Here is a 17191-nt window from a genome sequence, read left to right on the forward strand (position 1 = left end):
GTACTGAACATATTATACATTATTTTCAGTATAGTTGAGCTTATTATTGACTAGAGTCATGCTCCCATCGGAGAAGCTGGGCAGGGATCCAACCTCAGCGAGCCCGCTGGTAGCGCATCCCCGGCAGTTGCACCAGCCAGCCTTCCAGTTCCATAAGCAGCAGGGTGCTGGAGAGGGTGGCAATGTCCATCTGGGTGGCCTGGACCAGGGCGTCGAGGCTGAGGATTTCGTTGCCCAGGAGCTGCCAGAGAAGCTGCTGCTGGGGATCGCTGGGGCCGAAGGAGGGGGGCTGTTCTGGGGGAGGGGATCCCTGAACCAAATCCAGCTCTTGGAGCAGCTCCTCAATCCCCAGGATCATGCCGGCGCCGTTGCGGATGAGCTGCAGACAGCCGCGGGCCGCCGCTGTGTCGATATTCCCCGGTAGGGCGTACACTTCCCGACCGTAGTGGTTGGCCAGGTGGGCGGTAATCAGCGCCCCCGAGCGCTCTGGGGCCTCCATCACCAAGGTGGCGCGGCAGAGGCCGGCGATGATGCGGTTGCGCTGGGGAAAGTGCTCCTTGGCCGGCGGCGTGCCGGGAGGATATTCGCTGAGGACGGCTCCTTGCTCCAAGATGCGCCGGTAGAGGGAGCGATGGTGGGCGGGGTAAACCTGATCCACCCCCGTTCCCACCACGGCCACTGTCTTGCCGCCTGCCTCTAGGCAGGCCTGGTGGGCAATGCCGTCGATCCCGGTGGCCAGCCCCGAGACCACCACACAGCCGGCTTCTGCCAGGGCGGCACTAACTTTCTGAGTCCAGAGCCGACCGTAGGAGGTGGGGGCGCGGGTGCCGACAACAGCAATGGCCGGCTGCTGCCAATCGGGGCATTCCCCTAAGACATAGAGAAGGGGCGGCGGATCCGGCAGCTCCCACAGCAGCGGCGGATAGCCGGGATCCGCCGGGGTTAGGAAAGGGATCCCAGGCTTTTGGGTCTGCTCCAGGATCTCCTCAGGATCGAGGCCAGGCCGGGCAGAGACAATTGCCTGGGCCAAGGTAGGGCCGATGCCTTCTACCTGCTGCAGGTCCAGGGCGTCCGCCTGCCAGGCCTGCTTCAGGGATCCAAAAAACTCCACCAGCCGCTTGAGCCGGTGGGGGCCAATCCCTTTGATGCGGGCCCAAGCTAGCCAGTAGGGCCGCTCCCGTTCTTCATGGCCTGGCCCACGGGAAGGCTCCCTCTTGCCAACAGGATCTGAAGGGGAAAGGGGAAAAGACAATTTAGCTCTGCGCAGTAGTGGCTGTATCTTAAATGATTGGCAAAAGGAACGCTTGGCAAAAAAGCAGGAGATGGGTAGATGTCAGGGTTGGATCCCGCCGGTAACCTTCAAGGATCAAGGCAGCTGCGGTTTGGGCGGATGCGCCAAGCTTGGGTGTGGGGGTTTTATCCCCTGCTGTGGCTGTTGACCTGGGTGGGATCCCGCTCGGCCCAGCCCCAGTTTTTGGGGATCCCGGCCTGGTATTGGCTGGCGGGATTGGCTGTCCTGCTGTTGGTACCTCTTAACTTCTACATTGTGCGCGTTTGCTGGCCTGGAGATGACTGACAGCATTTTAAGTTTGGGTGTGGTGGGGGTGTACTTGCTGCTGCTGGCGGCCATTGGCTTCTGGAGCTATCGCCACAGCGGCCAGGATCCGGTGAGCTATTTTTTGGCAGGGCGGGGGTTGGGATCCCTGGCTCTAACTTTGACGACGCTGGCCACCTTGCTCAGCGCCTTTACCTTCATTGGGGTGCCGGCAGATGCCTATACCCATGGCCTAGGGATCTTCCTGGGGGTGGGGGTGACCACCGCCCTCATTTCGGGGCTGTTTTTGTGGGTGGGCTACCGGGTATGGCTAGCAGCCCAACACTTTGGCTTCATCACCCCTTCCGAGTTTTTCGGCCACCGCTTCAACAGCCCTCTTTTGGCTCTACTCTACTGCCTTAGCGCCCTGACGTTTACCGCCCCCTACATCAGCATCCAGATCATTGGCGGAGCCCGCACCCTGGCGGCGGTGTTGGGGGAGGGGATCCCCTATTGGCCCCTGGCGGTGGTGGTGGCCTTGGTGATCTTGGGCTATGTCCTCTTCGGCGGCTCCCAGGCGGTGGTCTGGACGGACGTGGTGCAGGGGATCATCTTGGTTTTGGGGATGGGGGTGGCTCTTGTGGCAGTGGCTTTGAGGTGGGGCCAGGAGGCTGGCAGCCAGTTGGATCCCTGGCTGAGCTTGCCCGGCCCGCAGGGGCGCTGGAGCTGGCAGACGCTGCTTGGCAACCAGCTGCTGTTTTTCATGGCCACGCCCCTTTTTCCCCAGTTTTTCCAGCGCTTCTACATGGCCAAAAGTGCCCGTCCCTTCCAGACTCTGATGGTGGTCTGGCCGCTGCTCATTCTGCTGGTGTTTTTCCCGGCAGCCCTCATTGGCGTCTGGGGCCGGCTGGCTTTTCCTAACCTGCAGCAGCCGGACCAGATCATGCCGCTGATGTTGCAGAGCTTGCCCAGCGGCGTGGCGGCAGTGGTGATTACAGCCGCGCTGGCGGCTTTGATGTCCACGGCGGACTCGCAACTGCTCACGGCCAGCTCCCTAGTGACGCGGGATCTGGTGGTCACCTTCCTCAAGCGCCCGCTTTCCCCGCACCAGGAGGAGCTGTTGGGCCGCTGGGTGGTGCTGGGGATTGGGCTGGTCTCCTTTGCCATTGCCGTCAGGCCGCCGGGGCTGATTGCCCAGATTGCCACCTGGAGCTTCCAGGGCAACGCCATGCTCTTTCCCGTCTTGATCGCCGGCCTGTACTGGAAGCGGGCGACTCGCGCCGGGGCCGTGGCCGGAGCTTTGGTCTCCAGCGGCCTCACCTTGGGCTGGCTGTCGGGCCTGTTGCCCAAAGGCTGGACGGGCGGCTGGCTGCCGGTCATCCCGGCGGTGGTCGCCGGCACAGCCGTGCTGGTGGTGGTCAGCCTGCTAACCCAGCCCGACCGGGAGAGGGTGGCCGCCTACTATGAGAACGGCCCTTGGGCGGAGGAAGGGATCCCGGAATCTTCAGTTGTCTCGACCTAGATGGCGGCCCTCACCCCCAGCCCCTCTCCCTCAGGGAGAGGGGAGATGCTGCGGCGCTGCTCAGCTTCTGCCGGCAGCCAACCTCTTGAGAACAAGGAAGGTGCCGACTAGGAAGAACAGGCCCATCAAGCCGGCCAGCGGGTTGCCGCCGATGCCGGTGAGCCACTCTGACGCTTTGCCGGTGTATTCGATCCAAGCCAAGTTGTTGACCCAGGTGATGCCCCACACCCAGCCGGCGTGCAGCCCCAGGCTGAGTCCTAGCTTGTTTTGGTTCCACACCTTGGCCTGGGCCAGCAGCAAGCCCATCAGCCATAGCCCCGGAAACTGGGGCCAGGTGGCGAGAATCTCCGCCAGCGGCTTTAAGAAATGGGCCAAAGCAAAGAGAAGGCTGGATCCCCACAGAGCGCTTGTCCAGCCGTAGTCCAAGGCCATCTCCTGCAGCAGCCAACCGCGGAACAACAGCTCTTCCGCCAGCGCCACCGCCAGGCCCACCCCTAACCCCAGCAAGCCATAGCCGAGCAGGGATCCCCCTGCCACCGGCTGCCAGCTCAGCCAGCCCAGGGCACCCTCTAGGCCAAAGAGCAGAAAAAGCCCCCCGACCCCGATCCCCAGGCCCCACAGGATCCCGCCCCGACAGGCCCAACTGCTATCTAGCCCATAGGCAGCAAATCCAGATCTCCACAGCCCCAGCCAGACCAGCAGCAAGGCATACAGGGGCAGCCACAGGTACTCCCGTCGTTCAGGAAGAAGCCAACTCCCCAGCCCGAGCAACGGCAGCCAGGCCAAGAGCGGGATCCCCAAAAACAGCAACAGCCGCAGCGGCAAGGGCAAAGCCTTGAGTTTTGCAATCAGCAGGCCCACCCCAACCGCTCCTGCTTAGCGTTCCGGCTCAATGGAACTGGTCAGGCCATGTTGCCGCAACTGTTCGCAGTAAAACTCCGCGTGCTCCCGCGGCACCACGATCACCACAGCAACACCGTTGTTGTGGGCCTCTAGCATGATCTCGGTGGCTTGCGGCGGCATCATCGCCGGGATCACCTTCACCAGCACCTGCACCACGTACTCCATGGTGTTGACATCGTCGTTGTGCAGCAACACCCGGTACATGGGCATGTGCTTCGGGGTTACAGAAGGCTTGACCAGGGTCTCTGTAGCCACAACGATCCCTCCTTCGGCAGGGTCAACAAGAAGTCTAAGGAACGCAAAACCGCAAAAATGGGGCAAAAGCAGGAAAAACTGTAATGAAATTTTAGCCTTCTCAGCAAGCTCTGTGAAAAGGCCGTGGGGAACCTGGGCGCAGGGGTCAGAGCCGTTAAACCAACCCTAACCCAGCCTTCACCTGCCCACAACCTCAGCTTGGGGGCAAAGGTGCTTGACTAAAAAGGCGATTGGCCTCTGCTGCGGATCCCTTTACATTTGCCTGCGTCCCTGAGGTGGGCCCTATGAGTTCCCTGCGTTCCCGTCGCTTTTTCCTGCAACTGCTTATGTTTGGAGGTGGGGCAGCCGCCCTGGCTGCCTGTGGGGGCACCTCCAGTTCCTCCATTCCCCCCCTGGGAGTGCCTGGATTTCCCCAAGGGGTATTTGCCGGGGATCCCACCGCAGAAGGGGCGGTGCTTTCCACGCGGGTGATCCCGGCCAGTGCAACAGACACGGTTGCGGTGACGTTGCAGGTGGCTGAGAATTCCGAGTTCAACCCCATTTCGCAACAAGTTTCGCTTACTGCTCGCCGTGTGGCGGGCCGCAACTACCGCACTGAGCCAGGCGACTACATTGCTCGTGCCGTCGTCACCGGCTTGAGGCCAGCGCAGCGCTACTTCTACCGGTTTGTCAGCGAGGGGTTTACCAGTCCCGTGGGACAGTTCCGCACCCTGCCGGCTCCTGGAGATGGACGACCCATTCGCTTCTTACACATCAGTTGTGCCAACGAGCCTCCCTTTCCTAATTGTGAACGGCTTTTTGGCACCGGTGAACCCGACCAATCCGCAAGTGAGCGGGATCCCAGGGGTAACCACAGGCAACCTGCGCTTTTTGGAGCTGGCGGTGCCCAACTACAACGTTATTGAAGTGTCCGGCAGCCGCTGCACCATTCAAATCAAAGGCCCCGCCGGCAATGTCTTGACGGATCCCTTAGGGCGAAGGGGGGAACTGAATTTGCCGCAATGAGAAGTCGGCCAGACCGATGCGGGAGCTTCGCCGGATTTCTGGTCAGAATTGAGGGATCCCTGCTCTACTCGGGATCCCTTTTTTGTATCCCTTTTTCGCGATTTTTAACGTGGGATCCTTAACGTGATCTGGATCATTCGGGAAAGACGGATCCGGGTGCTAGAGTGTGGGCGTTGAGGTGGATCTCTGTAGAAAATCTATTCTTTCTCCGTTTTTCAGTAGGAGGGCAGTCTTATGGCTTCGGTGCGGGGCTGGTTGGTGGCAAGTTTAATAGGAGCGGCCACAGTTATCGGGGGCGCTGCCGCCTGGGCTCAGAGCCGTAGTTTGTGGCTTCTTAATGGACAATCGACCGTAGTTACAGGCTATTTCTACCGAGGTGAAAACATCTGGGCGCAGTGCGACCAGGATTGCTTCGATGTGGATCTGGTGCTTTACGATGCCAGCGGTCAGGTGGTGGCTGCAGACGAACTGTTGGACGATTTCCCCATCGTGCAGGCGCCCTACGAGGGCAACTTTTCTGTCAAGGTGATCATGGCTAGCTGTCTCCACCCCAGTGGTTGTGCTGTGATCGTAGACTCGGACTACAGCTTCTAGAAGGGTGCTGGCTGTCCTCACTTCGCTGCTACTGCTTAGGAACTCAGTCCGTAGCCTAGGCTGCTTTGTGAGCAGCTTCCTGGACTTTGGCGTGGGTAAACTTGCTCAGGCCGTGGATGGTCTTTTCCCAGTAGAAGGGCTTGGTAAAGAGCTGCCACAGGGCCATATAGGCTGCGATGGAGTGGAGCTGCCAGTAGATGGGGTTGAGCAGGGCATAGAAGGCTAGATCGTAGTACCCTCGCCGGAAAACGGCCACCAAGTTGAGGTAAATCCCAATGGCATTGCCCACCAGGAGGTTAAACAAGCCCAGATAAACCAGCCAACTGGGAAATAGGTTTTGCAGCCAATGGGCGCGGGTGAGCAGCCAGTAAATAAACAGCAGCCACATGATGGGGCTGGTGAGGAAGGTGAAGAAGCTGCCGCCGATAAAGAATTGGTAGGCCAGCCAGTTCTTGAGGCCCAGCTTGCGCAAAGAGCGCAGCGGGTGGCGGTTGTGCACCAGCCAGGTCTGCATATAGCCTTTGATCCAGCGGGAGCGCTGCCGGATCCAGTTTTTGAGGGCACAGTTGGCCTCTTCGTAGGTGGTGGAGTTGATCACCCCCACTGTGTAGCCGTGCTGGCTGGCGCGAATGCCTAGATCGGCATCTTCGGTGACGTTAAAGGGATCCCATCCCTGCAATTCCCGCAAGCGGTCGGTGCGAAAGTGGTTGCTAGTGCCCCCCAGAGGAATGGGCATTTTCAGGGTTTCCAGGCCGGGCAGCAGGTAATCAAACCAATAGGAATACTCCAGGGTAAACATGCGGGTGAGGAAGTTCTCGTTGCGGTTGAAATAGTTGAGGGCCGCCTGGACGCAGACCAAGCTGGGATCCCCTTTTTTGAAGGCGATGACTGCTTTTTTGAGTTGGTCGGGGTCGGGGATATCCTCAGCGTCGTAGATGGTGAGGTATTCGCCGCGGGCAAAGGCCAGGCCGTAGTTGCAGGCTTTGGGCTTGGTCTTGGGCTTGCTATCTGGCACGATGAGTAGGCGCACGTAGCGGGGAGGCTTGGCGGCCCGAGCGGCTTCGATGGTGGCCTGGTCGTTTTCCTCCAGTAAGATAATCACATCCAAGCGCTCGTGGGGGTAGTCCAGCTTGGAGAGGGAGTTGATGAGAATTGGCATCACTTCTGGCTCTTTGTAAACCGGCACCAGGATGGTGTAGATGGGCAAGGTGTGGTCATCGAGGGCAGCCACTTCCTCATCGGTAATCTGGTGGAAGCGATCGGCGGATCCCACCAGGCTGAGCACGAACTTAAAGAAGATCGAGGCTACATAGAAGAGATTGACCAACAACACCAAAATCGTCAGGGTTGTCCAAGGAGCACTGGCCAACCCCCACAGCAGCAGCACCAGCAGGCCGTAGCCTACCGCAATTTGGGAGGGGGTAAACACCCGCGAGGCCGATTCCTCCGGCAGACGGGTCAGCAGCTTGTACACCGCCTCTTGGCTGAAGCGGGATCCCTGGTCTTGGCTGAGCAGTTGCGTGATATCCTGCTCGGTGCCCAGCACCTTTTCAATCCGCAAGCCTGGCCGCCAGCTGTAGAGCAGCTCATCCACCACCCCGTCCAGGGGGTCATTGACCATCACTGTAAGGGTGTGCTCATCCGTCCAGCTCAAGGGGTAGAAGAGGTGGCGCATCATCACCTCGGGATCAAACTGCCGGCTCAGGCTCTCGTCGCGGTGGAGCAGCCCTGTCCCCATTAGTTCTGAGACAGCGGGGTAGCCCAGCAAATGGGCTAGGATGCTGAGATACTCGGGGGTGGAGAGGTAGCTCAGCCGGGTCAGCACCTGCCCCAGGCTGGAGCCGGTGCGGCGGCGGATCTCCAAAGCCTGCTGCCACTGCTCTAAGGTAAGACGGCTGCCCAGCAGCTCGGCGGCCAGCTTGCGCTCAAGGATGACCGTCAGGATCTGCTTTTCGGTAGCCGGGATCTCCCAAAGTTTTTCCACTTCCGGGCATAGGGATTTCACGGCCTGCCAAACGCCGGGGTAGCCGGGCTCTTCCGTGGCCACCACCACGGTTTGCGGGTTGAGCCAGCCACAGGGCAAAAAGCGCACCGGTATGAGATCGCCGGGCTCGACTAGCCAAGGCAGCTCCAGATCCAGGGGGTGCTTGAGCAGCCAGTCCCGCAGCTTGGGCCGATCCAAAATCTGGCGACACAGGTCGGCGAACTTGTCGGGGTGCATGACCCGCAGGCTCCAAAGAGCCCTGGGCAAGGAGCAGCCCACCTCTTCCCGGTACTCCTCGGCTGCCGCCAGTTGCTGGCGGGTGAGATAGCCCGTGCGCAAAAGCGAGGATTTGAGAGACTGGAGCATGGCCTAAAACCCTGGGCGCGTCAGCGGGACGGAGTCCTTGCTCGGCTCCAGTCTGGCTCAAGCGCAAGCCCATGCCCAACCCCCCTAGGAAGGAATGGGCGACTCGGGGCGGCGGGCCAAGCGCTGGTAGGTATTCCAGGCTCCCACTGCCAGCAGAATGGCCAGCAGCAGCAGCAGCCAATAGCGGTACTGCCACACCAAAAGCTGCCAACTGAAGCGGCCTGGGTAGCGCACCCGATAGCCTTGGGGTGTGAGATCCCAACTCTGTACCTGGGTGAGCTGGGGGGTGGCAGCGTAGGCAGTGAGCACATTTCCCTGCAGTTGGTTGGCTAGGCGACTGCGCGGATCGGCAAGGCCACGGCTGAGGCGCTCCGCCAAGGCCGGATCAGATCCCCACCAAGACAGCCAGAGGGTAGGCCTGCCCCGAACCAAAAAGTACTGCAGCAGGCCAAGGTTTTCTTGTGGTTGAGCAGCCAGGGCCACCTGCTGGTTTAAGGGATTGAGGATCTCAAACTGGGATCCCAGCCGGATGGGGCTATTCAGCTCCACCTGCTCCGAGGCGGCCACTAGGATCTGCCAGGCAAAATCCCCTGTCTCCAGCTTGGTCTTTTCCTTGGGGAGAAACTGAAGGGTAGGCAGCAGCGGCCGGGCAGATAGCCGGCTCAAGGCCCCGACCAGATAGGCGGCAGCCGGCAACAAGGCGGGATCCCCCAGCCCAACCCGTCCAGATCCCTGCAGCACCGCCGGGATCTCCTGCAGCTCGCCGTTGGGGGCTTGGTAGCCACTCCAGAGGAAGCCGGAGCTATCCGAGCGCACCTGAACCGTCAGCGGCGTCAGGGATCCCTGACAATTGCCGGGGCTGGCCCCGTAGTCGAAGCGCAGCTCCAATTGGTTGAAGCGGCGCAGCAGGCGGGTGGGCAGGGTGACGGTGTCGTTGAGCTGGGTGCGGCCCGTTAGGTTGTAGGTGCGCAGCATCACCCCATTTAAGAACACGTAGCCCGTCAGGCGATCCCCGGCCCGACCATCCACCGGGTTCATGATCACATCCAGTTGGGCCGCCAGATCCCGCGGGCGCCCCCCCAACTGGGCCAAGTTGAAGTTGAAGACCAAAGACTGGCTGCCAAACCCCCGCAGCAGGGGATCCACAATCCCCAGCTCGCGCAAGCTGAGGCGGTTGGCCCTGAGGGCCCTCTCCCAGTCTGCCACCGCCGCTACCTGGATCCCACGGCTGACCAGCCCGGCCCGCTTCCACTCTTCATAGAGGGCAAGAATGGCCTCGCGGCGGGCGGCCACCCGCAGCCGGGATCCCTCTGGGGTAATCTGATGCTGCAGGTGGGGGGTAAAGTTGGCCGGTTCCAGAATCACCTGAGGTCCTTTGGCTGGACGGCTGCTCCAGAGGATGGGCATTTGGGGAAAAAGGTGGGCCAGCAAGCTGTACAGGCCCAGAGCTGCTTCCGCCACCTCAGGAGAGGGGTTGGCGGGCACCACCAGGGTGAGCTGGGGGTACATCAGGCGCAGAAAGCCGGCCACAGTAGCATCGGGCACGCGGGGCACCAGCTCAAAGAAGCTATCGCGCCCCACCCTCAGCAGCAGGTTGCCGGTGTTGAGGTCGGCGCAGATGTCGTCGGTGATGCTCAAAAACGGCTGCACCGACACCGTGATGAAGCGCTCCCCTGGGGGCAGGGCCGGGATCGGCACCCGCACCACCGGCTCCTGCCGCAGATCCCGCACCAGAAAGATCCCCGCCAGCTCGTCGTTGATCAGCACCCGCACGGTAGAGGTGGGCTTGAGCACCGGCGAGGGATCCAGGCGCAACTGGACAAAGCTGGCTTCCGGGTCGATGCCGTTGATGGGCGCAGGGACGGTGACATCCAGGCGCGGGTTGGATCCCTGCAGCAGCACCGAACGCTCGTAGCCCAGCCTCTGGAAAGAAAGAGGCTCCGCCCCCACTGCCTGGGTCGGCACGCAGCAGAGCAAGCCGGCCACCAGCCATCCCCACCGCCTTCTTGCCTGCCTCACCTCAGCCATTTGCTGGATCCCCAGAACCTGCCCCGACGACAAAAAAAGCCTAGACCCAAAGCAGGGGCAACTGCCAAGCTTTTAGAAGTATATGGCGCAATAGTTATCAATTGGCCACAGGAGAGCCCTCTCGCTCAGGAACTGGCCTAGGCGCGGGCGTAGTCGTCCTCGAAGCGCACGATGTCGTCCTCGCCCAGGTATTCTCCGTTCTGCACCTCGATGATCACCAGGGGAATGGTGCCGGGGTTTTCCAGGCGGTGCTTGGTGCAGGGGGGAATGTAGGTGGATTCGTTGGAGTTGAGCAGCATTACCTCCTCGCCCCGGGTGACGCGCGCCGTACCCCGAACCACGATCCAGTGCTCGCTGCGGTGGTAGTGCATCTGCAGGCTGAGGCGATGGCCGGGCTTGACCTCGATGCGCTTGATCTTATACATCGGGCCTTCATCCAAGACGCAGAAGGAGCCCCAGGGGCGGGTCTCAGCCTGGGAGGGCAAAAGCTCCAGCGCCGGAATTGCCGCGTCGTTCATGTCCCGCACAGACTGTAGCATTGAGGTCACACCTTGTTCCAGTTCAAAGACTTCCCTATCTTCACCTGCAGCCCGGCCACTGTTCATCGACCATCTTGCTGAACCCAATACGCCAAAATGCGTAGAAAAAACGCCTCAAAAAAGGGAAAACTAGTCTAGCTTTGTAGGGATCCCAAAACACGTCCATCGATCCCAAATAGTTTTTCTGAAACTTGTTGGCATTAAGTCACTCCTTGGGATTCGATGAGGTGTTCAAGTCTCCTAGAACTAATTGTGAAGTTTAGCTAAGTTTGTTCGTGAAGCATCTATGTTTGCAACTCAGCTTAAAGCCTTCTGGAGGCTCGTTGCGCCGGTAGGGATCCCCTTGCTGCTCCTGGCTGGTCTCTTGTGGGGGCTGAAGGAAGGCTGGGGCTGGGTGAGCCTGGAGATGCAGTTTCTTGGCTACAAGGGATCCGTAGCCGCCCTGGGGCCGGATCCGCGCCTGCCCATTGTGGGCACCACTTTTCCCCCTTCCCTGGTGCTGGCCACGGCCATTTTGGGGCGCTCGCCGCTGTTGTTGCAGGCCATTTTGGGATCCCTGCTGGTGGGCTGGGTGGGGCAGCAGTTGCGCCGTCTGCCCGCCGGCCTGGGATGGCGCTGGCTGTGGGGCTTGTTGCTGCTGCTGCAGCCAGCTTTGATCCTGATGCTGCTGCGCAGCCCGGTTTGGACGGCCACCTCGCTGCTGCTGGGGGTGAACATGGCCTTGTTGTTCCCTCTGGCCGACGAGAAACAAGCAGCGGAGAAGGAGGAGCTGCCGATTACCCTGCGGCTGCTGCTGCTGGGCCTGGCCTTGGGGCCGCTGATGGTGTTGCGCTGGGAAAATGTCTGGCTGCTGCCCTGGCTGGCAGGAGTGCTGCTGGTGGCTTTTCGCCAACAGTCCTGGGGATTTCGCTGGACCTCGCTGCTGGTGGCCGGGTTTATCAGCCTGGCCTTGATCCTGAGCTGGCTGTATGTCAACTGGCTGGCAGTAGGGGATCCCTGGGCTTTTACCTACCAGGTGGGCAGCGGCCTGCGCCTGCCGCAGTTGCGAGAAGACCTGCAGCAGGCCGGCGGCTGGCGGGGGCTGGTGGAGCTGGGGAAGTGGCTGGCGGTGCTGGCCCCTGCCTATCTCCTGTTGGGGATGGGATCCCTGCTGGGCCGCCGGGTGTGGGCTTTGATCTGGGGGATGCCGCTGGTGGTCCTCTTGGCTTCGCTGGGGCAGGGGCTGTTTCTGCCGGAGCTGAGCCGCTTTGGCCTTTTGTGGGTGCCGCTGCCGTTGCTGATGAGGGCCTATCTCTGCCGCGGAGCCGGCCCCGGCTGGGCCAAGCGTCTGCTGATCACGGCCCTCTTGGGGCTGAACTGCTTGACCGGTGGCTATGGGGTAAGCCAAGAGCCGGGGTTTTTGGCCCCGCTGGTGGCAGAAGAGCGGGATCTCTGGGAGCGGCTGGTGGCAGGGGTGGCGCCCCTCAGCCGCGAGTTGGAAGCTGCCCAGGAGCTGTATGAAGTCACCTCTAGCGGGCAAGCTCTAGAAGCCTGGCGCCGGCAGCGGCAGGAGAAGCGTCGGGTGGGTCAATACCTTCGCCGCCACCTCTTGCCCGGCGAGAAGGTGCTGGTGGACGACGACATCCACTTTGAGGCTATCTTTTGGGCGGGGGATCCCCGCTCTTTCCTTACTCCTCACCAGTACGAGTTTGCCCTGGCCCTTCAGCATCCCCAGGAAAGGGTGGACTACCTCTTGGTAGCGGGGCTGGCGGATCCCTTGCGGAGCGCTGACCGCATCCTGCAATTTTGGCCTGAGCTCGCCTTTGAAGGGCTGCCGGGCTTTAGGGAGGTTTATAGCTCCCCGCAGGTGCGGCTGTGGGCCCGCCAGGCAGAGCCTCGGGAGGAAACGGGATGATCTGGAGACGGCAATGGCGGCGACGACAGGTGCTGCAGATGGGCGGAGCGCTGCTGGCCGGCTATGGGATGGGCGGCTGCGGTCAAGCACTTTTGGGGCCGCAAGGGAACCGCAGCTCGGAAAATAGCGAGCCTGGAAGCCTGAGCTTGGCCGAGCTGCTGGCCCGCTGGGAGGTGGGCATTGGCGAGGATCCGGGGCGCTTTCTCTGGGAGATCGAGTCGGATCCGCAGGTGGCGGCAGTAGCGCGGGGCTGGGATCCCCATTTTTTGAGCGGCTGGCTCAACAGCTTTGACCACCGCCAGGGGGATCTCTCCTTCTGGCGCAACTGGCACCAGGCGGGGCTTTTGCGGCAGTGGTTTGAGCGGGGCTACAGCCTGCACATCATCACCTGGGAAGACGACACCAACCGCCCCTGCGGCGACTACCACATCTCGCCGCAGTTTGTCCAGGACGTGGCCGAGCTGGCCGGGTATGTTGCTCAAGCCAATCCCCAAGGCCGCCCCACCTACTGGAGCCTGGCCACCGAGTTTTCCTACTGGCGCATCCCCGCCGATGCCTACAATGCCGACACCGCCCCCTACTACCGCGCCCTCATGGACAACGTCTTGCGGGCTCGCCAGGCCATCAAGGAGCGTCTGCCAGAGGCCGAGGTGGCCCTCTGCTGGGGCGGCTGGATTGCCACCTTCGACGACCCACGCCGCGGGGCAGGCCGCAGCATGGTGGCGCCTTTTGCCGAGACGATGAGCCAGATGGACGGGATCGCCTTCCAGTCGATGCGCCAGCGGCGGCCGGGGGAGTTTAACCCGGAGCTGAACGGCCCGGATCCGGGCAACCCGGAGCAGATCCGTCTCTGCTGCCGCCTCTTTGCCCCCATCCACCGCAACTTGATGCTGGCCCACTACGAGCCCTCGATTAAGGACAAACATCCCAACGGCGGCCGGGCCGACACCGTCCAGGTGGATTTTGAGATCATGAGCCGGCCCGACTGGCTGCAGGAGGTGTCGCAACTGGGGCTGCGGCGCCTGTCCCTGATGCACTACGGCCTCTACAAAGGGGATCCCTATGGAGCGCTGACGGCAGCGCGGCAATTTCGGGCCCGCGTGGGTTTGCCGGCTGTGGCCCAGGGGGTGTAGGGAAAGCCCTGTGGGCGACGGCCCAAAGCGGCCTTCTGCCGATACAATCCCCCTCGGCGGCGCTGCTGTTGCCGGGAAAAGAAGAGAGGGATCCCCAGATGAAGCCTTTTGCCATAGCAAGAAGCTGGCTGCTGGGCCTAAGCCTTGTCTTGGGTCTGGAGCTGCCAGCCTGGGCAGGCTGTGGCTTTCCTCGCGGAGAAGGGAAGACGTTTTTCTCGCTGCAGCCCGAGGTCTACCAACCCCGCACCCGCTTTGACCAGAAGGGACGCCTGCAGCAGGCCCTTTCCGAGTACGGCGAGACCCGCCTTAACCTGTTTACTGAAACTGGCCTTAGCGATCAGCTCACTCTCAACCTCAACACCAGCTACGTTTTCATCGAAAATCGCTTTGCCAGCGGGGCTGACACCGTTACCCAGCGCAACCAGGGCCTGCGGGATCTGGAGCTGGGCCTGCGCCATACTTGGGGAGAGGGGGATCCCTTTTTCTCAGCTCAGTTGACGGCCCTCATCCCGCCTGGATACGCCACCGAAAATACCCCCCTGCCCTTGGGGTACGGAGTCTTTGGCTACGACTTCAGCTTAGGAGCGGCAGCCAATGTCGAGCTGGGATCCCTGCCTGCCTTTTTCGACTCCTGCCTCACGTTCCGGGACTACCTGGGCTATCCCGGCGATCGCCTCAAGGCCAACTTAACCCTTGGGGCTGATTTGACTCCTGAGCTACAGGCCATCCTGGCTTTGGATGGAGATTTCACCCTGGGCAACGGTGCGCCTTTGTTGTTCGGGGATTTGGCCGTTCAGGATCCCGACTACGACAGCCTCAAGCTCTCCGGCCAGCTCAACTGGCGACTAGAGGGAGGGTTAACGCTGGGCCTAGGAGGGTTTCAATTCTTGACTGGTCGCAACACCAACGCCGGCGGCGGCTTCACCGGCTATGTGTGGCTGAGTTACTAAAACCCAACAAAATATTGCAGGATACCCGCCTCGGTAACAGGGATCCGCAGCGCCAGATCTAGGATGAGTCTTGGCAGCTGTTGGCCAGGAGAACGGATCCCATGCCTCGCTTTGAAAACATCATTGCCGCCATCGACGGCAGCGGCCCCACCGAGCAGATGGTGCATACCCTCCTGTCCTTGCCGGCCTTTGCCCAGTGCCACGTGACGCTGCTGCATGCGGTGCCTTCCCAGACTTCTGCCGAGGAGATGCGAGCGGCCTGGCAAAGGGGGCAGGAGCTATTGGCCCAGACGCTGCAGACCTTTCCCCCGCGACCTGGGCTGAAGATCAGCACCCAACTGGTGGAAGGGGATCCCAAGGTGGTGGTGCTGCAGGTGGCTGAATCTCTACCCAATCCCCTGATTGTCATGGGATCGCGGGGGCGCAACCGCATCATGGCCATTTTGCAGAACTCGGTGAGCCAATACGTGTTCCAGCTTGCCTCCTGCCCCATGCTGCTGGTCAAAGACGACGCCTACGTCAAATACCCCAGCCACGTCATGGTGGCCCTCAACAACTCCCCCGCCGCCCAAGCCGCCTTTGCCACGGCCCTGGATCTAGTGGCCGGCATCCCGGGAGCCCAGATTTTCCTAGCCTCTGTGCAACTGGATGCCGATGCCCAAGCTCGGGACGAAACCCTAGACCGGGCAATCGCTACCCTCAAAAGTCGCCAAATTGGCCACCGAGTGTTAACTGCCGTCGGGGATCCCGGCACTGAGATTGTCCGGCTGGCAGAAGAAAGCAAGGCCGACCTGCTGGTGATGGGATCCCCAGATCGCCGGCCCAGCATTGCCCGCAGCATCCCCGATTTGGATCGCCTGCTGGGGCGCTCCATCTCCGACTATGTGCGGGTGCACATCGGCTGCCCCGTGCTGATGGTGCGGTCTGCTCAAGACTAGAGACTGGTCACTCCCTAAGGCAGGATAGAACGGCGCTCCGTCACGCGGTCGCTTTGCTGCTGGCGATCCGGGCTGACGGCCCAAGCCTCGAAGATGAGCTCAGGGACGCCAGGGGGGATGGTCATGCGGGTGAGGGCTTGCCACCGCCCCTGCTCGTCGCGGGAGAAGTCCAACAACCACCGGGGGCCATCCACCAAAGAGCGGGTGTGACCGTGCTTGACCCAAAACTTAATCCACAAAGGAGGCTGAGCGGTGGAGCTACTGGCAGAATTGACGGAAGCCGGCAAACGCAGCACTACATCGAAGTTGTCACCTGCCCGCAGTTGCTCAGGCACCACCAGTTGCGGCGCCGGGCAAGCTCCCGGCACCTGCGGGGAAAGAGGCGAGGTTCCCGGACTGGCGGCGGCGAGCGGTGGCGGCGGAACCGCCTCCTCGCGAGGTGGCTCAGGTTGGGGTGGTGGAGAAGAGGATGAGATGGGCACTGGCCCAACCTCAGGTTGGGCGGCAGGTTCGGGCGCGGTGTCTGCTAGGGAGGCTGGGAGCTCTTCTGGCTGAAGCGGGCCCAAAACTTCTCCAGCCTCCTCTTTTTCCGCAGGGGCGCTGCGCTGCGAGATGCGCAACAACTTCTGCAGGGTGCGTTCGGGGGACAGCAAGGGTGAGGGCGGGGAAGAACTGCCGGCTGCGGCTGGCGTTTCTTCTTGCCGCTGCTGACCGGCAGGGATCCCTGGGGAGGGTGGGAGGACTTCCCCCTGGCCGCGACAGCGAACGGAAAAGGAGATCCGCAGCGGCTCTGGATCCGACCAGGAAGAGGGAGTGAGGCGCAGTTCCCCCCGCAGCGGACGGCTCCAGGTATGGCTCGGCAGGGTGATGGGAATGCTGAACACTGCCGTCCGGGCTTCAGTCGGAAATTGAATCAGCCGTTGCCCCTCGAAAACCGGGCTCTGCTCCCCTTCATCTTCTTGCCAAACTCGTACCCGCAGCTCGCCACTACAGCCAATCCGCCCCGTCACCACCAGCACTTCCCCCGGAGATCCCTCCAATTCGCTGTGCATCAGGGAAAACAGCTCTGGCGGGATGGCAACCTCTTTTTTCTGAGCCAGCTCAGGAGGTTCAGACGCGACTTCTTGGGCCGCCGGGGATAGTGCCTGTTTCCGCTGCACCGGGGCGGGCACAACCTGGAAGCGCAGGCAATTGTTCAGCTCCGCCTCGCCAAATAACTCGGCGATCAAATCGGCATCTCGGCAGTGCAACTCCCAAAAACCAGGGGCGAGGTGGGTGGCCGGCAGGATGACGCCGATCCCCTCCTCGTTGGTGCGAACAGAACGGGTTTGCATGAGCGAGGCGGCTGTCTTGGGGTTGGCTACCGCTGGGGATCCGCTATTTTCGGTCGGCAGAGGGCGCTGGCGGACTTCCACTGTGATGGTGAAGTGGGGCTGGGGAGAACGGGCAACGATGGTGTAGGTGTCCTCTTCCAGAATGGCTCCCTCGGCTGGTACCGGCTGCCAGTCTTCTCGGCCGTTGCGCCGCACCCAAAAACTCAACATCG

16 protein-coding genes are annotated in these 17191 nt (G+C 61.6%); 9 read left to right on the top strand and 7 right to left on the bottom strand.

What is annotated here, in order from left to right; genetic code table 11:
- Positions 1 to 94 precede the first annotated feature (94 nt).
- Positions 95 to 1252 (bottom strand): DNA-processing protein DprA, encoded by a 1158-nt coding sequence (gene dprA, locus SYN60AY4M2_RS09650; RefSeq protein ID WP_099812804.1) that lies wholly within the window; start codon positions 1250 to 1252, stop codon positions 95 to 97.
- Between the two features lie 138 nt (positions 1253 to 1390).
- Between dprA and SYN60AY4M2_RS09655 the strand changes: the two genes are divergently transcribed.
- Positions 1391 to 1576 (top strand): hypothetical protein, encoded by a 186-nt coding sequence (locus SYN60AY4M2_RS09655; RefSeq protein WP_240527811.1) that lies wholly within the window; start codon positions 1391 to 1393, stop codon positions 1574 to 1576.
- Positions 1569 to 3056 carry a sodium:solute symporter family protein gene (locus tag SYN60AY4M2_RS09660; protein WP_099812806.1) on the top strand — a complete coding sequence of 496 codons (1488 nt, stop codon included), beginning with the start codon at positions 1569 to 1571 and terminating at the stop codon, positions 3054 to 3056. Before SYN60AY4M2_RS09655 ends, SYN60AY4M2_RS09660 begins: the two co-directional genes overlap by 8 nt.
- Positions 3057 to 3116: 60 nt before the next feature.
- Here SYN60AY4M2_RS09660 and SYN60AY4M2_RS09665 read toward each other — a convergent pair whose 3' ends face one another.
- Together SYN60AY4M2_RS09665 and clpS are read right to left on the bottom strand one after the other, a co-directional pair.
- Positions 3117 to 3917 (bottom strand): CPBP family intramembrane glutamic endopeptidase, encoded by an 801-nt coding sequence (locus SYN60AY4M2_RS09665; protein WP_099812807.1) that lies wholly within the window; start codon positions 3915 to 3917, stop codon positions 3117 to 3119.
- Positions 3918 to 3932: 15 nt separating this feature from the next.
- Positions 3933 to 4214 carry an ATP-dependent Clp protease adapter ClpS gene (clpS, locus tag SYN60AY4M2_RS09670; RefSeq protein WP_099812808.1) on the bottom strand — a complete coding sequence of 94 codons (282 nt, stop codon included), beginning with the start codon at positions 4212 to 4214 and terminating at the stop codon, positions 3933 to 3935.
- Between the two features lie 284 nt (positions 4215 to 4498).
- Here clpS and SYN60AY4M2_RS09675 point away from each other — a divergent pair, with 284 nt between their 5' ends.
- The 3 genes from SYN60AY4M2_RS09675 (at position 4499) to SYN60AY4M2_RS09680 (ending at position 5813) form a co-directional block, all read left to right on the top strand.
- Complete coding sequence (locus SYN60AY4M2_RS09675) at positions 4499 to 5119, top strand: PhoD-like phosphatase N-terminal domain-containing protein (RefSeq protein ID WP_240527812.1); 621 nt, start codon at positions 4499 to 4501, stop codon at positions 5117 to 5119.
- Positions 5097 to 5219 carry a hypothetical protein gene (locus tag SYN60AY4M2_RS14655; RefSeq protein ID WP_276307366.1) on the top strand — a complete coding sequence of 41 codons (123 nt, stop codon included), beginning with the start codon at positions 5097 to 5099 and terminating at the stop codon, positions 5217 to 5219. The genes SYN60AY4M2_RS09675 and SYN60AY4M2_RS14655 overlap by 23 nt, the downstream gene beginning before the upstream one ends.
- Before the next feature lie 234 nt (positions 5220 to 5453).
- Positions 5454 to 5813: a hypothetical protein gene (locus SYN60AY4M2_RS09680; RefSeq protein ID WP_099812809.1), complete on the top strand. Its 360-nt coding sequence runs from the start codon at positions 5454 to 5456 to the stop codon at positions 5811 to 5813.
- 55 nt (positions 5814 to 5868) lie between these two features.
- On the opposite strand, the gene SYN60AY4M2_RS09685 is transcribed toward SYN60AY4M2_RS09680, so the two are convergent.
- The 3 genes from SYN60AY4M2_RS09685 to SYN60AY4M2_RS09695 all read right to left on the bottom strand — a co-directional run bounded on the left by SYN60AY4M2_RS09685 (position 5869) and on the right by SYN60AY4M2_RS09695 (position 10709).
- On the bottom strand, positions 5869 to 8163 hold the full coding sequence (locus SYN60AY4M2_RS09685; RefSeq protein ID WP_099812810.1) for a glycosyltransferase: 2295 nt from the start codon (positions 8161 to 8163) through the stop codon (positions 5869 to 5871).
- 84 nt (positions 8164 to 8247) lie between these two features.
- Positions 8248 to 10191, bottom strand: coding sequence for a cellulose biosynthesis cyclic di-GMP-binding regulatory protein BcsB (locus SYN60AY4M2_RS09690; protein ID WP_240527813.1), 1944 nt, complete (start codon positions 10189 to 10191; stop codon positions 8248 to 8250).
- Positions 10192 to 10328: 137 nt separating this feature from the next.
- A complete protein-coding gene (locus SYN60AY4M2_RS09695) occupies positions 10329 to 10709 on the bottom strand; it encodes a cupin domain-containing protein (protein WP_346426066.1) in 381 nt (126 codons plus the stop codon).
- Between the two features lie 364 nt (positions 10710 to 11073).
- Between SYN60AY4M2_RS09695 and SYN60AY4M2_RS09700 the strand changes: the two genes are divergently transcribed.
- From SYN60AY4M2_RS09700 to SYN60AY4M2_RS09715, 4 genes are all read left to right on the top strand, one after another.
- Positions 11074 to 12624, top strand: coding sequence for a hypothetical protein (locus SYN60AY4M2_RS09700; RefSeq protein ID WP_240527814.1), 1551 nt, complete (start codon positions 11074 to 11076; stop codon positions 12622 to 12624).
- Positions 12621 to 13757, top strand: a complete 1137-nt coding sequence (locus SYN60AY4M2_RS09705) for a hypothetical protein (RefSeq protein WP_099812812.1) — start codon at positions 12621 to 12623, stop codon at positions 13755 to 13757. Before SYN60AY4M2_RS09700 ends, SYN60AY4M2_RS09705 begins: the two co-directional genes overlap by 4 nt.
- A gap of 98 nt (positions 13758 to 13855) precedes the next feature.
- Positions 13856 to 14707 carry a hypothetical protein gene (locus SYN60AY4M2_RS09710; RefSeq protein WP_206336830.1) on the top strand — a complete coding sequence of 284 codons (852 nt, stop codon included), beginning with the start codon at positions 13856 to 13858 and terminating at the stop codon, positions 14705 to 14707.
- A gap of 101 nt (positions 14708 to 14808) precedes the next feature.
- The gene (locus SYN60AY4M2_RS09715) at positions 14809 to 15645 is read left to right on the top strand and encodes a universal stress protein (protein ID WP_099812813.1); all 837 of its coding nucleotides are present in this window, start codon (positions 14809 to 14811) and stop codon (positions 15643 to 15645) included.
- A 14-nt stretch (positions 15646 to 15659) separates the two neighbouring features.
- Here the strand turns inward: SYN60AY4M2_RS09715 and SYN60AY4M2_RS09720 are convergent, their stop codons facing one another.
- Entirely contained in the window at positions 15660 to 17189 is a 1530-nt protein-coding gene (locus SYN60AY4M2_RS09720; RefSeq protein ID WP_011431289.1) for a hypothetical protein, read from the bottom strand.
- Positions 17190 to 17191: the final 2 nt, after the last annotated feature.

Origin of the sequence: Synechococcus sp. 60AY4M2 (assembly GCF_002760375.1) — a bacterium.
Lineage (GTDB): Bacteria > Cyanobacteriota > Cyanobacteriia > Thermostichales > Thermostichaceae > Thermostichus.

Excerpts from the sequence above, each read along its gene's own strand:
- SYN60AY4M2_RS09655 (WP_240527811.1), top strand. The coding sequence starts at position 1,391 with ATGCGCCAAGCTTGGGTGTGGGGGTTTTATCCCCTGCTGTGGCTGTTG.
- SYN60AY4M2_RS09660 (WP_099812806.1), top strand. The coding sequence starts at position 1,569 with ATGACTGACAGCATTTTAAGTTTGGGTGTGGTGGGGGTGTACTTGCTG.
- SYN60AY4M2_RS09675 (WP_240527812.1), top strand. The coding sequence starts at position 4,499 with ATGAGTTCCCTGCGTTCCCGTCGCTTTTTCCTGCAACTGCTTATGTTT.
- SYN60AY4M2_RS09680 (WP_099812809.1), top strand. The coding sequence starts at position 5,454 with ATGGCTTCGGTGCGGGGCTGGTTGGTGGCAAGTTTAATAGGAGCGGCC.
- SYN60AY4M2_RS09685 (WP_099812810.1), bottom strand. The coding sequence starts at position 8,163 with ATGCTCCAGTCTCTCAAATCCTCGCTTTTGCGCACGGGCTATCTCACC.
- SYN60AY4M2_RS09690 (WP_240527813.1), bottom strand. The coding sequence starts at position 10,191 with ATGGCTGAGGTGAGGCAGGCAAGAAGGCGGTGGGGATGGCTGGTGGCC.
- SYN60AY4M2_RS09695 (WP_346426066.1), bottom strand. The coding sequence starts at position 10,709 with ATGAACGACGCGGCAATTCCGGCGCTGGAGCTTTTGCCCTCCCAGGCT.
- SYN60AY4M2_RS09705 (WP_099812812.1), top strand. The coding sequence starts at position 12,621 with ATGATCTGGAGACGGCAATGGCGGCGACGACAGGTGCTGCAGATGGGC.
- SYN60AY4M2_RS09710 (WP_206336830.1), top strand. The coding sequence starts at position 13,856 with ATGAAGCCTTTTGCCATAGCAAGAAGCTGGCTGCTGGGCCTAAGCCTT.
- SYN60AY4M2_RS09715 (WP_099812813.1), top strand. The coding sequence starts at position 14,809 with ATGCCTCGCTTTGAAAACATCATTGCCGCCATCGACGGCAGCGGCCCC.
- SYN60AY4M2_RS09720 (WP_011431289.1), bottom strand. The coding sequence starts at position 17,189 with ATGTTGAGTTTTTGGGTGCGGCGCAACGGCCGAGAAGACTGGCAGCCG.